The following is a 12,815-nucleotide window of genomic DNA, read 5'->3' on the forward strand; positions in this document are numbered from 1 at the left end:
CTTCCCTCGACATGCTCTCCCTCGACATGCTCTCCCTCGACATGCTCTATCTCGACAATGCGGCGACATCCCCGGTGCGACCGGAGGTGCTCGAGGCGATGCGTCCGTACCTCACCGGCGTGTTCGGCAACCCGTCCAGCCACCACACGGCAGGAGAAGCCGCGGCGAGCGCGCTCGATGACGCACGTGCCAGGGTCGCCCGCGTGCTGGGGATGCGTACCGGGGACATCGTGTTCACGGCGGGCGGCACCGAGGCGAACAACCTCGCGGTCAAGGGCATCGTGCTCGGGGCGCTCGAGGCAGGGCGGCGTCATCTGGTGATCTCGCCGATCGAGCACGAATCGATCCTGGAGTCGGCCGCCCATCTGCAACGCTTCCACGGGGTCGAGGTGACCGAGCTGCCGGTGGATCGGAACGGCCGGATCGCCCCGGAGTCTCTCGGCGCGGCGATCCGGGACGACACGGCACTCGTCTCGATCGGTCATGCGAACAACGAGATCGGAACGGTGCAGGACGCCACGGCGCTGGCAGCCGTCGCCCGCGCCGCCCGTGTGCCCCTGCATCTGGATGCCGTGCAGTCGGCCGGATGGCTTCCCCTGACCGGGCTCGGGGCCGACGCGGTGTCGATCGCCGGCCACAAACTCGGCACCCCCAAAGGCACCGGCGCGCTGGCCGTGCGCGGGCGCGTGCCCGTCGAGCCGGTGCTGCACGGCGGCGGCCAGGAACGCGGGCGACGCTCCGGCACCGAGAACGTCGCTGGCGCGGTGGCACTCGCGACCGCTCTGGAACTCGCGGAGCGCGAGCGCGACGTCGTGGCGGCCCGTGTCGGCTCGTCGACGGCGCGGTTCATCTCCCTGGTGCTCGGTCAGGTCGCCGAGGCCGCGCTCACGGGTGACCCCGTGCATCGTCTGCCCGCGACGGCCAGCTTCACGTTCGCCGGCACCAGCGGCGAATCGGTCCTGCTCGAGCTGGAACGCCGCGGCGTGATCTCGTCGAGCGGCTCCGCATGCGCAGCGGGTAGCGACGAGCCCTCTCATGTGCTGCTCGCCTGCGGAGTGGCCCCCGGAGTGGCCCAGACCTCCGTCCGCTTCACGTTCGGTCGCGAGGCTCTGCCCGCCGATGCCCCCGAGCGATTGGCAGCGCTCGTCACAGAGTCCGTGCGCGCGGCCGGAGGATGATCCGCGGCCATAGACTCGGCTGGTGACCGCCTCCGCCCCGATCGTGACGCTGATCGTCCCTGGACGCGACATCGCCGCCTTCGCCCCCGCCGCACTCGACTCCCTGCGCGCGCAGACCGAATCGCGGTGGCGTGCGGTCCTCATCGACGACGGATCGACGGATGACACCGGAGCGATCTTCGAGGCCGCCGCGGCCGATGATCGCCGGTTCACGACGCTCCGCCACGAGGCGTCGCGTGGCCTCGGCGCCGCCCGCAACGTCGGCCTCGCGCACGTCGACACCCCGTACCTCGGGTTCCTCGACGGCGACGACGAACTCCTTCCCGACGCCCTGGCCCGGCTGACGGGAACCCTCCACGAGACGGGAAGCGACTTCGTGGCCGGTGCGTACGTGCGATCGCGCCCGCAGGGCGACGGATACGCTGCCGGCCGCGTGCAGCCCTGGGTCGCCGCGGCGACCTCGCCGGAGCGATGGGGCACCACGCTCTCCGCGCACCCGCTGGCGGTGTCGAACATCGTCGCATGGTCGAAGGTGAGCCGCACCGCGTTCTGGCACGACCTCCGGTTCCCCGAAGGGGTCGCCTACGAGGATCAGGTGGTGGCGCAGCTGATGTACACCCGCGCACGCGCCTTCGACGTGATCCCCGACGTCGTGGTGCACTGGCGGCTCCGCGCCGACGGCACCTCGATCACGCAGAGCAAGGCCCAGCTGTCCGTGCTGCGCGACTACCTCGCGGCGCTGCGCGGCGGCATCCGGGTGCTGCACGAGGCCGGCGCACGCGCCGCCGTGACCGCCCGGCTCGAGCTGATCCTCGCGATGGACGTCGCACCGCTTCTCGAGATCGCCGGCAGCCATCCCGATCCGGCCTACGCAGCCGAGGTCGACTCGTTCATGGCCGAGCTGCAGGCGCTCCCCGAGTTCGCGGGTGTCGCGCCCGACCCCGCCATCGCCGCCGCGCTCGCGTGGTGACCGCGCCCCTCGCCGACCGACACGGATGACCGCATGAACGACTACCTCTCCTCCCTCTTCTCGCTGGAAGGCCGCACCGCGGTCGTGACAGGCGGCAGCTCCGGCATCGGCCGCGGCATCGCGACGGCGCTCGCACGAGCCGGGGCCGCGACCGTGGTCGTCGCCCGCGGAGAGGATCGGCTCACCGCGACCGTGGATGAGCTGCGAGCGCAGGGGTGCCGCGTCGCGGGGGTCGTGGGCGACCTGAGCTCCCGGGCCGGCATCCACGCCGCCGCGGATGCCGCGGCCCACCCCTTCGGCGATCCGGACATCCTCGTGAACTCCGCCGGTATCAACATCCGACCGCCGTTCGCGGAGATCACCGAGGACGACTGGGATGCGACCATGACGGTCAACGCGCTCGCGCCTTTCCTGCTCGGGCAGCGCTATGCCCGGACCATGACGACACGCGGGTACGGCAGGCTCATCCACATCAGCTCGCAGCAGGCCCACCGCGCTTTCGTCGGCAGTGGCATCTACGGGGCGTCGAAGGGCGCGGTCGAGTCGCTGATGCGCTCCGAGGCCGAAGCCTGGGGTGGGACCGGCGTCACGAGCAACACCCTGGTCCCCGGGTTCGTCCTCACCCCGTTGAACGCCCGTCTGCAGCAGGACCCCGAGAAGGTCGCGGAGCTCGCCGCACGCACGATGATCGGACGCAACGGGATGCCGAGCGACTTCGCCGCCGCCGCGGTCTTCCTCGCGGGAGCGGGCTCGAGCTACGTGACCGGCCAGTCGCTGTTCGTCGACGGCGGGTTGTCGGTGCACTGACGAGGCTCAGGGTTCGGGCGGGTAGATCCGCTCATCCGGACGAGGCTCGGCGAGCAGCGGCACCGCGGCGGTGATCGCGGCGACGGCGTCAGCCCCGGCCGAGTCGTCGGGGGCGCGATCCGCGCGGCGGTCCGTGAGCGCCGCCTCGGTGCCGCCGGCGACCGCTTCCTCGACCGCGGCCTCGGTGTCGAGCACCCGCGACGCCGCCACCTGCTCGGCGGCGAGTTCGGCATAGAGCCCGCCGTGCGCGAGCAGCTCGGAGTGCGTCCCCGACTCGACGATGCGTCCGGCTTCGAGCACGTGGATCACATCAGCCCCCATCACGGTCGAGAGGCGGTGCGCGATCGACAGGGTCGTTCGCCCCTTCGCCGCCTCATCCAGCGCCTCCTGCACCACGCGCTCCGACACGGTGTCGAGTGCGGAGGTCGCCTCGTCGAGAAGCAGCACCGGCGGGTCCTTCAGCAGCACGCGGGCGATCGCGATGCGCTGCTTCTCCCCGCCGGAGAGCCGGTACCCGCGCTCCCCCACGACGGTGTCGTAGCCCTGTTCGAAGCCGGCGATGATGTGGTGGATGTTGGCTGCCGTGCACGCCGCGATCAGTTCGTCCTCGGTCGCGTCCGGCTTGGCATAGCGGAGGTTGTCGCGGATCGTCGCGTGGAACAGGTAGGTCTCCTGCGACACGATGCCGACATGGTCGATGATCGACTCCTGGGTGAGTTCGCGCACGTCGGCGCCCGCGAACAGTACAGCGCCGCCCTTCGCCTCGTACAGACGCGGAGCGAGGTACAGGATCGTGGTCTTGCCGGCGCCGGAGGGGCCGACGAAAGCGACATGCTGCCCCGGTTCCGCGGTGAAGGACACGCCGTCGAGCGTCGGCCGGGCGTCGGCCGAGGCGTCCGGGTAGCGGAAGACGACGTCGGCGAATTCGATCCGCCCGCGCGGCCCCGGTGCCTCGTCGACGGTGATCGCGTCGGGAGCGTCCTCGATCTCGGGCACCAGGTCGAGGTACTCGAAGATGCGGGCGAAGAGCGCCGACGACGTCTGCAGATCGAGCGACACCCGCATCAGTCCCATGAGCGGCATGAGCAGCCGCGCCTGCACCGTGGTGAAGGCGACGACGGTTCCCGCGGTGATCGCTCCGGTGCCTCCCGCGATCAGGTATCCCGAGACGAGGTAGATGACGGCGGGCACGCTGGCCATCAGCACCTGGACGACGGCGAAGAACCCCTGGCCGCTCATCGCCCGTCGCACCTGGAGCGTCACCTGGTTGCGGTTCTCCGTCTGATACCGCTCCGACTCCGTGCGCTGACGGTTGAACGCCTTCGACAGCAGCATGCCCGAGACGCTCAGCGTCTCCTGGGTGATCGAGGTGAGCTCGGACAACGACTCCTGCGTCTCCCCCGCGATACGCGCCCGCACCTGGCCCACCTTGCGCTGGACGAAGATGAGGAACGGCATCATGATCACCGCGATCAGCGTCAGGCGCCAGTCGATCAGGATCATCGCGACGAGCGAGGCGATCACGGTCACGACGTTGCCCACGATGCTGGTGACGGTGTTGGTCAGCACCCCCGAGACGCCGCCCACGTCGTTCTGCAGGCGGGACTGGATGACGCCCGTCTTGGTGCGTGTGAAGAATCCGAGCTCCATCGCCTGGAGGTGCTCGAACAGCCGCACGCGGAGGTCGCCGGTGACGCTGTTGCCGACGGTCGACGTCAGCCAGGTCTGCGCGACCCCGAGGACCGCGGAGATCAGGAACAGACCGATCATCGCCGCGACGAGCCAGGCCAGCAGTTCGAGCTGCGGGCCTCCGCCGTCGACCGGGAACAGCGCGTCGTCGAAGATGCGCTGCACGATCAGGGGCGGGATGACGGCGATCGCGGCGCCGACGACCACGAGGATCCCGGTGAAGAAGATGCGCCATCGATACGCGCGGAACAGGGAGACCACCCGTGCACCGAGTCCGCTGATCCGCGGAGCCTCGGCGTTCAATCTCCGCTGCGCGTCTTCGTCGACACCGCGGAAGCCGCCCCGCTGTCCACCGCCCATGCCGCCGCCCATGCTCATGGCGCCAGCGTACTCAGCCACGGGGACATGGAGCGCCGGGATATCCGCCGTCAGCGGATTTCTGTGAGTTCGGAATGAAATGTCCGCGGTCGCCGTTACGCTGAAGGACTCTTGCGAACTCTCGCGATATCCATCTCTTCTTCGCCCTGGAGGCCGCCCATGTCTGCCGTCGATACCGGCTCCATCACGACGCCCCCCAGCGCGACAGGGGGCGAGATCTCCCGCAAGGACATGCGGGTGATCTGGCTGCTCCTCGTCGCCGCCTTCGTCGCCATCCTCAACGAGACCACGATGGGGATCGCGATCCCGCATCTCAACACCGATCTCGGCATCCCGCCCGAGCTCGGACAGTGGCTCACCAGCGCCTTCATGCTGACCATGGCCGTGGTGATCCCGACGACCGGGTTCATCCTGCAGCGCTTCACGACCCGCCAGGTCTTCATCGCCGCGATGATCGCCTTCTCCCTCGGCACCCTCGTCGCGATGGTCGCCCCCGGCTTCACCGTGCTGCTCGTCGGTCGTGTGATCCAGGCCGCCGGTACCGGCATCATGATGCCGCTGCTGATGACGACGATCATGAACGTCGTCCCGCCGCAGTCCCGTGGTCGCATGATGGGTCGCGTCGGCCTCGTGATCTCACTCGCACCCGCGATCGGTCCGACCCTTGCGGGTGCGGTGCTCTCGTTCGCGAGCTGGCGTGCACTGTTCGCCATCATCCTCCCGATCGCCCTGATCGCCCTGGCCATGGGTGTGAAGTGGATGACGAACCTCGGTGAGACCCGGGTCGTGCCGCTCGATGTGCTCTCGATCCCGCTCGCCGCGCTCGGCTTCGGCGGCATCGTGTTCGGACTCAGCCAGTTCGGCGGCGAGGGCGGATCGGGCGAGACCACCGGCATCATCTCCCTGGTCGTCGGCGCCCTGTCGCTCGGCCTGTTCGTCTGGCGTCAGCTCCTGCTGCAGCGCATCGACGACGCGCTGCTCGACCTGCGCGTGTTCCGCTCCAGCAACTTCACGCTCTCCGTGATCATCATGTCGATCCTGGCGCTGTCGATGTTCGGCACCCTGACACTGCTTCCGCAGTATCTGCAGAACGTCGCCGGCCTCGACCCGCTCCAGTCCGGCCTGATCCTGCTCCCCGGCTCGCTGCTGATGGGTCTGCTCGGACCGCTCATGGGTCGTGTCTACGATGCCCGCGGCACCCGCCCGCTGCTCATCCCCGGCACGATCCTGGTGTCGGCGTCGCTGTTCTTCTACTCGACGGTCGGCGAGCACACCGTGTGGTGGGTCCTGATCATCGTGCAGGCGGCCATGTCGGTCGGGCTCGCGATGTCGTTCACTCCGCTGTTCTCCGCCTCGCTCGGTTCGCTCCAGCGCTCGCTGTACTCGCACGGTTCCGCCGTGCTGAACACGCTGCAGCAGGTCGGCGGCGCGGCGGGCGTGGCGCTGCTGCTGGTGACGTACTCGTCGATCCTGCATGCGGGAGAGCAGGAGGGCCTGACGACCGCGGTGGCCGGTGCCCCCGGCGCCCGGATGGCTTTCCTGATCGCGGCGATCATCTCGCTCGCCGCCGTGGCGCTCAGCCCGTTCGTCCGCAAGCCCGCCGACGATGCCGGCGAAGGCTTCCACGGAGGGCACTGACCGTCCGGAGACGACCTGCGATGGCGTCTGCCTCTTACTTGGCCTTCGGGGCGGGGAAGTGGCAGACGCCATTGCTGCAGTAGCCGGCGGCGTCGCCCTCGAGCAGGTTCGGAGAGTCCAGGAGCGGCTGCAGCCCGATGGGCGCTTCCTGCTGCACGGAGTCCTGCTGCGTCTTCTTCATCCCTCGATCGTACGCCTGCCTCGGACGGGTGGCGCCGAAGCCGGGCAGGTCGATGCCGACAGCGGATCGACAGCCGTTCTCCCCTACGGTTGATCCATGCTCAAACGATTCCTCGCTCGCGTGTTCTGGGCGTTCAGCAGATGGACGCTCGTGAGCGAGGCCGCTCCCACCCGCCCGACCGTGCTCGTCGGGGCACCCCACACGTCCAACTGGGATTTCGTCCTGATGCTCGCCATCGCCTGGCGACTCGACATCGACGTGCACTGGCTCGGGAAGAAGAGCCTCTTCCACGGCTGGCGTGGGCCGATCATGCGCCGGCTCGGCGGCATCCCCGTCGATCGCACCGATCCCGCGCGCGTGGTGAACGACGTCGTCGGGCAGGTCCATGACGGCACGGTCTTCGGACTCGTCGTCACGCCCGACGGCACCCGCGGCGGCAACGAGTACTGGAAGTCGGGCTTCTACCGGATCGCGCGGGAGACCGGCATGCCGGTGACCCTCGGGTTCGTCGACCGCACGACCATGACGAGCGGGCTCGGTCCCACGATCGATCTGACCGGCGACGTCGCCGCCGACATGGACCGGATCCGGGCGTTCTACGCCGACAAGGCGGGCGTGCGTCCCGAACGGCGCACCGAGCCGCGGCTGCGTGAAGAACGTCCCGCCACGACCGAACCCGACGCGGCATAGGCTCCCGTTCCGGGGCTCAGTCCGTTTCAGCGTGGGCGCGGGCGTAGTCGAGGTCGTCGTCGCTCAGCGACTCCACCATCCCGACGACGGCGCCGGTGATCACGCGGATCTCCTCCCGCACCGCTTCCTCGAGATGCGGGGTGTCGCTGTCGAGCACGGCCCGACGCCCGTCTTCCGAGAGCTCGGGCCACCAGTCGCGGATCGGCGGGAGCGTCATCATGCCTTCTTTCGTTCTGCGGGTGCAAGCATCTGGACAACGCTCGAGCGCGGAATCCATACTGAGACCATGACACCAGATCCTCCGCGGGGCGACCACGACCTGGACGACCGTGCCGACGGGCGCGACGAGACCGCGAACGAACGCGCGGATCGCAACTGGGACGAACTGCTGCAGGAGCTGCGCGTCATGCAGACCGGAACGCAGATCCTCACCGGCTTCCTCCTCGCGGTCGCCTTCCAGCCGAGGTTCACCGACATGGATGCGCTCCAACGCGATCTGTACGTCATCCTCGTCGCTCTCGCGGCGGTCGCGACCATCCTCGCGCTCGCGCCCGTGGGAATGCACCGCGCGCTGTTCGGACGCCGGCGCAAGCCCGACCTCGTGCGCATCGCGGCGCGGATCGTCCGTATCGATCTGATCGTGATCGGCGCGCTGACCATCGGCGTGACCACGTTGATCGTCGACTTCACGGTGAACCGCACGGCGGGAATCGTCGCGCTCGTCGCGGCGCTCGTCCTCGTGGCAGCACTGTGGGTGGCTCTGCCCCGCATCATGCGCGGCAGACCCGTCGCCCGCGGAGCCGCACAGGAGTGACGCCGTCCTCCGCGGGCGCGAGGGCGCTCAGCGCCCCGCCGGGCTCCGGTTCTCCGCGCTGACCATCCACGCGAACTGCTCGAGCCGCTCGATGACGGCATGCAGGAGGTCGGCCGAGGTCGGGTCTTCTTCGTCGACGGCATCGTGCACGTCTCGTACCGTCCCCACCGCGGCCTCCAAGCGCTCGGTGACCAGGTCGATCGTCTCCGTCGTCGACACCTCACCCGCCGGGAATTCGGGAAGCGAACTCGTCTTCGCGATGGTCGCGCTGCGTCCGTCGGGAACCGCGTGCAGAGCGCGCATGCGCTCGGCGATGGTGTCGCTAAACGTCCGTGCGTCGTCGATGATCTCGTCGAGCTGGCGGTGCGTGTCGCGGAAGTTGCGTCCCACGACGTTCCAGTGCGCCTGCTTCCCCTGGATCGCGAGATCGAGCAGGTCGACCAGCACCCTCTGCAGGTTGTTCGCGAGCGTCGTCGAGGCTGTGAAGCCCTTCTCCGCGTTCTGCTGCCTGGTCGTCTTCACCGCGCCCTTCGTCGAGCCGCCGGTCTTCTTGGTCTTCGTGCTTTCAGCCATGGTGTGACCTCCTGCGGGTGACGCTAACCCGGGTTGCGGCCCGGGGCGAGGGGGTTGACACTCCGCGCACGTCTCCCGGAACGTGACTCGGGTGAGTGAGACAGACGCCGTGGGCGAAGACCAAGGCCAGGACCGAGAACAGAGCAGGACGCGACCGGAGATCGTCATCTCCCCGATCAGCGACGACGACGCCGGCGAGGTGCTGACCGTCCAGCGCGCTGCTTTCGTCTCGGAGGCGGCGATCTACGGCAGCGTCGACATGCCGCCCCTGACACAGACGCTCTCCGAGCTCGAAGCCGAGCTCCGATCCGAGTCCGGGTTCACGGCGCGCATCGGAGGGCGTCTCGTCGGCGCGATCCGCTTCGTGGAGAAGGACGGCGTGCTCCTTATCGGCAGGATCGCGATCGCTCCCGACATGCAAGGCGAGGGGATCGGACGACTGCTGCTCCAGAGGGCCGAGAGCTCGTCGGATGCCGCCGTCGCGGAGCTCTTCACGGGCAGCCTGAGTGCGGCCAACATCCGCCTCTACGAGTCGTGCGGATATGCGGAGCACGAGCGCGTCCCCGACGGAGACGGGACGGCGCAGGTGTTTCTGCGCAAGCAGCTGCGAGCAGGGTAAGAGCCTCCTCCGAATCCGCGCAAGGGGGTTGAGGGCATCCGCCGGTTCCGGCATCGTTGCCCGGACATGTCGCGACCGCGGCATGCCCCAACCGGAAGGAGAGTCTCGTGCTCACCCTCACCGACAACGCCTCCGCCATCGTGACGACCCTCGTGAGCCGTCAGACCGATGCCCCGGATGCCGGGCTGCGCATCCACACGACCGAGCCTCAGAACGCGGAGGGCGGCGCACGACTCGCTGTGCTCGTCGCCGCGGATCCGGAGCCTCAGGACCAGGTCGTGGAGGTGTCCGGCACGCGGATCTTCCTCGACGAGTCCGCCGTCGTCGCGCTCGACGACAAGATCCTCGACGCAGGTGTGGACGACGAGGGGTCCGTGTCTTTCGCGGTCATGCCTCAGGTCGTCTGACCGAAGGATTCCGGATGCCGCGGCCGATCAGGTCGCGGCATCCGTCGCGTCCGGCCGACGACGCGCATGCGGCACGGCACCGCGTAACCTGGGTCTTGCTCGCAACCCCGTGCGAATAGTCGAAGGGCCACCGTGAAGATCTCTCTGCTCCGCCGTTTCGTCGTCCTCGCGGAAGAGCTCCATTTCCCGCGGGCGGCGGAGAAGCTCGGTATCCCGCTGGCGTCGTTGTACACGTCGATCGACAAACTCGAGGCCGAGGTCGGGCAATCGCTGGTCCACCGCGAGGGTCAGACGCGGCTGACGCACGTCGGCGAGCTCTTCCTCGCGGAGGCGAAGGCGGAGGTCGCGGCAGCCCCCGCGCCGGTGCGCAACGCCCCCGCGCCGGCCGGGGGAAAGGCCAAGGCTTCGAAGGGCAAGGGGCGTGCACCCGCGGTGAAGGGGCAGCCGAAGCCGTACAAGAAGCGCCAGGGACGCTAGCGGCTCGACCGGACGGGGCTCAGTCCCAGTCCAGGTACTCCTCGAGGTTGACGGCGGTCTCGATCGGGTGCGTCATCGGGAACAGGTGGTCCGCGCCGTCGATGCTCTTCACACTCGCGCGCTCCGGTGCGGTCGCCTGCAGGGCCTCGCCGTTGGCGGGCGGCGTGGTCGTGTCGGCCGAGCCCTGGATGATGAGCACCGGGATCACGGGTGCGAGCGGAGTCCCGTCCTCCTCGACGCCGAGCAGCGCCAGGCCGTTCACGCGGTCGGGGTGCGCGACGGCGAAGGCCCGCGCGACGGTGCCGCCGAAACCATGGCCGCCGATCCAGGTGTCACCGAGTCCGATACGGTCGATCACCGCGAGGGCATCCTCGACGCGATCGTCGAGCGAGGGGTGCTCTCCCTTGGCCTCGGCGCGGTGGCCGATGCGCACGACATGGAATCCCGCCTCCTCGGCGAGATAGTGTCCGACCACACCCAGCACGTCGGCCGCGAGATCGCGCTCCTGGATCAGGACCAGTTTGACGGGTCCGTCGCCCTCATCGACGAAGGGGATCGCACGACCATCGGGCTCGAAGATCTGGGTGTCGGTCATCGGCGTCAATCTCCTCGTGCCGTCGGTGTCAGGAACTCAGGCGGAACGTCCACGGCGGACGCCAGCGACCGGACCGCGGCCGGAGCCGCCGTGCACCAGCCTAACCGCATGCGGCCGGGCCCGACGGCTCGCCTCAGCTCTCGGTGACCGCCCCGGACTCCACCTGCCACTGGCGATCGGTCCGCACGGTCGCGAGCATCCGCCGATCATGGGTGACGAGCAGGAGCGTCCCCTCATAGGACTCGAGCGCCTGTTCGAGCTGCTCGATCGCGGGCAGGTCGAGGTGGTTGGTCGGCTCGTCGAGCACGAGCAGGTTGATGCCGCGGGCCTGCAGCAGCGCCAGCCCTGCCCGAGTCCGCTCACCCGGCGACAGCTCATCGACCGCGCGCGTCACATGATCGGCCTTGAGCCCGAACTTCGCGAGGAGGGTGCGGATCTCGGCCGAAGCCATCTCGGGGACGAGCTCCTCGAATGCCGAAGCCAGCGGCTGCGACCCGGCGAGCTGCGCACGGGCCTGATCTATCTCACCGATCTGCACGCTCGCCCCGAGGCTCGCGGTGCCCTCATCCGGGAGCTGCCGCCCCAGCAGCCCACGGAGCAGCGTCGACTTCCCTGCACCGTTGGGGCCGGTGATGCCGATCCTCTCCCCCGCGTTCACTTGGAGCGACACCGGCCCGAGTTCGAACGTCCCCTGCCGGAACACCGCCGAGCTCAGCGTCGAGACGACCGAGCTGGAGCGCGGCGCCGACCCGATGGTGAACTCGAGCTGCCATTCCTTGCGCGGCTCCTCCACCTCCTCCAGCCGGGCGATCCTGCTCTCCATCTGACGCACCTTCTGCGCCTGTTTCTCACTCGACTCGGCCGAAGCCTTGCGCTTGATCTTGTCGTTGTCGGGCGACTTCTTCATGGCGTTGCGCACGCCCTGGCTCGACCATTCGCGCTGCGTGCGGGCGCGCGCCACGAGGTCGGCCTTCTTGTCGGCGAACTCGTCGTACTTCTCGCGCTGGTGCCGCCGAACCGTCGCCCGTTCCTCCAGATACGAGTCGTAGCCGCCGCCGAACACCCGGTTGCTGCCCTGCGCGAGATCGAGCTCCAGCACCCTGGTCACGCAGCGCGCGAGGAACTCGCGGTCATGGCTGACCACCACGACACCGCCGCGGAGCCCGCGCACGAACGCTTCGAGCCGCTCGATGCCGTCGAGGTCGAGGCCATTGGTCGGCTCGTCCAGCAACGCGATGTCGAACCGTGAGAGCAGCAGCGCGGCGAGACCGACGCGGGCCGCCTGACCACCGGACAACGACGTCATCATCGTCTCCGCAGGGTCGTCTCCCAGGTCGAGGCCGAGGTCGGCGAGCACGGCGGGAAGCCGCTCGTCGAGGTCGGCGGCACCGCTGGCCAGCCAGCGGTCCAGCGCCATCGAGTAGGTGTCGGCGGGATCTGTGCCGGGAGCCGCGAGCGAGGGGTCGCCGAGAGCGGCGGCTGCGGCATCCATGTCTCGGGTCGCGGCAGCGCACCCGGTGCGACGCGCGATGTAGTCGGTCACGCTCTCACCGTCGACACGCTCGTGCTCCTGCGGAAGCCAGCCGACGAAGGCGTCCGCCGGAGCGAGCCTGATCGTTCCCGCCTGCGGCTCGCCGACGCCTGCCAGCAGCCGCAGCAGCGTCGACTTCCCCGCGCCGTTGGCGCCGACGAGCCCCACGACGTCACCCGCCGCGACGGTCAGATCGAGCGAATCGAACAGGGTGCGATGGCCGTACCCGCCGGCCAGCCCTTGGGCCACGAGAGTTGCGGTCATCCGT

At 69.3% G+C, this 12,815-nt stretch carries 15 protein-coding genes; 9 read left to right on the forward strand and 6 right to left on the reverse strand.

The window, feature by feature from the left end; all coding sequences use genetic code 11:
* The first annotated feature begins 41 nt into the window (after positions 1-41).
* From CQ042_RS09780 to CQ042_RS09790, 3 genes are read left to right on the forward strand one after another with little or no spacing between them, the layout of a single operon-like run.
* A complete protein-coding gene (locus CQ042_RS09780) occupies positions 42-1,178 on the forward strand; it encodes a cysteine desulfurase family protein (protein WP_105670327.1) in 1,137 nt (378 codons plus the stop codon).
* A 22-nt stretch (positions 1,179-1,200) separates the two neighbouring features.
* Positions 1,201-2,148, forward strand: a complete 948-nt coding sequence (locus CQ042_RS09785; RefSeq protein ID WP_105670286.1) for a glycosyltransferase family 2 protein — start codon at positions 1,201-1,203, stop codon at positions 2,146-2,148.
* Positions 2,149-2,181: 33 nt separating this feature from the next.
* Positions 2,182-2,955, forward strand: coding sequence for an SDR family NAD(P)-dependent oxidoreductase (locus tag CQ042_RS09790; RefSeq protein WP_105670287.1), 774 nt, complete (start codon positions 2,182-2,184; stop codon positions 2,953-2,955).
* 6 nt (positions 2,956-2,961) lie between these two features.
* Here the strand turns inward: CQ042_RS09790 and CQ042_RS09795 are convergent, their stop codons facing one another.
* A complete protein-coding gene (locus CQ042_RS09795; RefSeq protein WP_105670288.1) occupies positions 2,962-5,016 on the reverse strand; it encodes an ABC transporter ATP-binding protein in 2,055 nt (684 codons plus the stop codon).
* A 165-nt stretch (positions 5,017-5,181) separates the two neighbouring features.
* On the opposite strand from CQ042_RS09795, the gene CQ042_RS09800 reads away from it, so the two are divergent.
* Positions 5,182-6,660 (forward strand): MDR family MFS transporter, encoded by a 1,479-nt coding sequence (locus CQ042_RS09800; protein ID WP_105670289.1) that lies wholly within the window; start codon positions 5,182-5,184, stop codon positions 6,658-6,660.
* A 34-nt stretch (positions 6,661-6,694) separates the two neighbouring features.
* Here the strand turns inward: CQ042_RS09800 and CQ042_RS20435 are convergent, their stop codons facing one another.
* Positions 6,695-6,841 carry a hypothetical protein gene (locus CQ042_RS20435; RefSeq protein WP_181157518.1) on the reverse strand — a complete coding sequence of 49 codons (147 nt, stop codon included), beginning with the start codon at positions 6,839-6,841 and terminating at the stop codon, positions 6,695-6,697.
* A gap of 96 nt (positions 6,842-6,937) precedes the next feature.
* On the opposite strand from CQ042_RS20435, the gene CQ042_RS09805 reads away from it, so the two are divergent.
* Positions 6,938-7,531 carry a 1-acyl-sn-glycerol-3-phosphate acyltransferase gene (locus CQ042_RS09805; protein WP_105670290.1) on the forward strand — a complete coding sequence of 198 codons (594 nt, stop codon included), beginning with the start codon at positions 6,938-6,940 and terminating at the stop codon, positions 7,529-7,531.
* A 16-nt stretch (positions 7,532-7,547) separates the two neighbouring features.
* On the opposite strand, the gene CQ042_RS09810 is transcribed toward CQ042_RS09805, so the two are convergent.
* On the reverse strand, positions 7,548-7,748 hold the full coding sequence (locus tag CQ042_RS09810) for a hypothetical protein (RefSeq protein WP_181157519.1): 201 nt from the start codon (positions 7,746-7,748) through the stop codon (positions 7,548-7,550).
* Positions 7,749-7,817: 69 nt separating this feature from the next.
* Between CQ042_RS09810 and CQ042_RS09815 the strand changes: the two genes are divergently transcribed.
* Positions 7,818-8,345 (forward strand): DUF6328 family protein, encoded by a 528-nt coding sequence (locus CQ042_RS09815; RefSeq protein ID WP_105670292.1) that lies wholly within the window; start codon positions 7,818-7,820, stop codon positions 8,343-8,345.
* Between the two features lie 27 nt (positions 8,346-8,372).
* Here CQ042_RS09815 and CQ042_RS09820 read toward each other — a convergent pair whose 3' ends face one another.
* A complete protein-coding gene (locus CQ042_RS09820) occupies positions 8,373-8,918 on the reverse strand; it encodes a Dps family protein (RefSeq protein WP_105670293.1) in 546 nt (181 codons plus the stop codon).
* A gap of 109 nt (positions 8,919-9,027) precedes the next feature.
* Here CQ042_RS09820 and CQ042_RS09825 point away from each other — a divergent pair, with 109 nt between their 5' ends.
* From CQ042_RS09825 to CQ042_RS09835, 3 genes are all read left to right on the forward strand, one after another.
* On the forward strand, positions 9,028-9,537 hold the full coding sequence (locus CQ042_RS09825; protein WP_374954467.1) for a GNAT family N-acetyltransferase: 510 nt from the start codon (positions 9,028-9,030) through the stop codon (positions 9,535-9,537).
* A 107-nt stretch (positions 9,538-9,644) separates the two neighbouring features.
* Entirely contained in the window at positions 9,645-9,944 is a 300-nt protein-coding gene (locus CQ042_RS09830; protein WP_105670294.1) for a Fe-S cluster assembly protein HesB, read from the forward strand.
* A 132-nt stretch (positions 9,945-10,076) separates the two neighbouring features.
* The gene (locus tag CQ042_RS09835) at positions 10,077-10,421 is read left to right on the forward strand and encodes a LysR family transcriptional regulator (protein WP_105670295.1); all 345 of its coding nucleotides are present in this window, start codon (positions 10,077-10,079) and stop codon (positions 10,419-10,421) included.
* 19 nt (positions 10,422-10,440) lie between these two features.
* Here the strand turns inward: CQ042_RS09835 and CQ042_RS09840 are convergent, their stop codons facing one another.
* Entirely contained in the window at positions 10,441-11,016 is a 576-nt protein-coding gene (locus tag CQ042_RS09840) for an alpha/beta fold hydrolase (protein ID WP_105670296.1), read from the reverse strand.
* 133 nt (positions 11,017-11,149) lie between these two features.
* A complete protein-coding gene (locus tag CQ042_RS09845) occupies positions 11,150-12,811 on the reverse strand; it encodes an ABC-F family ATP-binding cassette domain-containing protein (RefSeq protein WP_105670297.1) in 1,662 nt (553 codons plus the stop codon).
* Positions 12,812-12,815: the final 4 nt, after the last annotated feature.

It is taken from the genome of Microbacterium sp. MYb62 (assembly GCF_002979475.1).
GTDB lineage: Bacteria > Actinomycetota > Actinomycetes > Actinomycetales > Microbacteriaceae > Microbacterium.

Coding starts and splice junctions, on each gene's coding strand:
- CQ042_RS09790 (WP_105670287.1), top strand. CDS start 2,182: ATGAACGACTACCTCTCCTCCCTCTTCTCGCTGGAAGGCCGCACCGCG.
- CQ042_RS09810 (WP_181157519.1), bottom strand. CDS start 7,748: ATGACGCTCCCGCCGATCCGCGACTGGTGGCCCGAGCTCTCGGAAGAC.
- CQ042_RS20435 (WP_181157518.1), bottom strand. CDS start 6,841: ATGAAGAAGACGCAGCAGGACTCCGTGCAGCAGGAAGCGCCCATCGGG.
- CQ042_RS09800 (WP_105670289.1), top strand. CDS start 5,182: ATGTCTGCCGTCGATACCGGCTCCATCACGACGCCCCCCAGCGCGACA.
- CQ042_RS09845 (WP_105670297.1), bottom strand. CDS start 12,811: ATGACCGCAACTCTCGTGGCCCAAGGGCTGGCCGGCGGGTACGGCCAT.
- CQ042_RS09795 (WP_105670288.1), bottom strand. CDS start 5,016: ATGGGCGGCGGCATGGGCGGTGGACAGCGGGGCGGCTTCCGCGGTGTC.
- CQ042_RS09815 (WP_105670292.1), top strand. CDS start 7,818: ATGACACCAGATCCTCCGCGGGGCGACCACGACCTGGACGACCGTGCC.
- CQ042_RS09780 (WP_105670327.1), top strand. CDS start 42: ATGCTCTATCTCGACAATGCGGCGACATCCCCGGTGCGACCGGAGGTG.
- CQ042_RS09805 (WP_105670290.1), top strand. CDS start 6,938: ATGCTCAAACGATTCCTCGCTCGCGTGTTCTGGGCGTTCAGCAGATGG.
- CQ042_RS09840 (WP_105670296.1), bottom strand. CDS start 11,016: ATGACCGACACCCAGATCTTCGAGCCCGATGGTCGTGCGATCCCCTTC.
- CQ042_RS09820 (WP_105670293.1), bottom strand. CDS start 8,918: ATGGCTGAAAGCACGAAGACCAAGAAGACCGGCGGCTCGACGAAGGGC.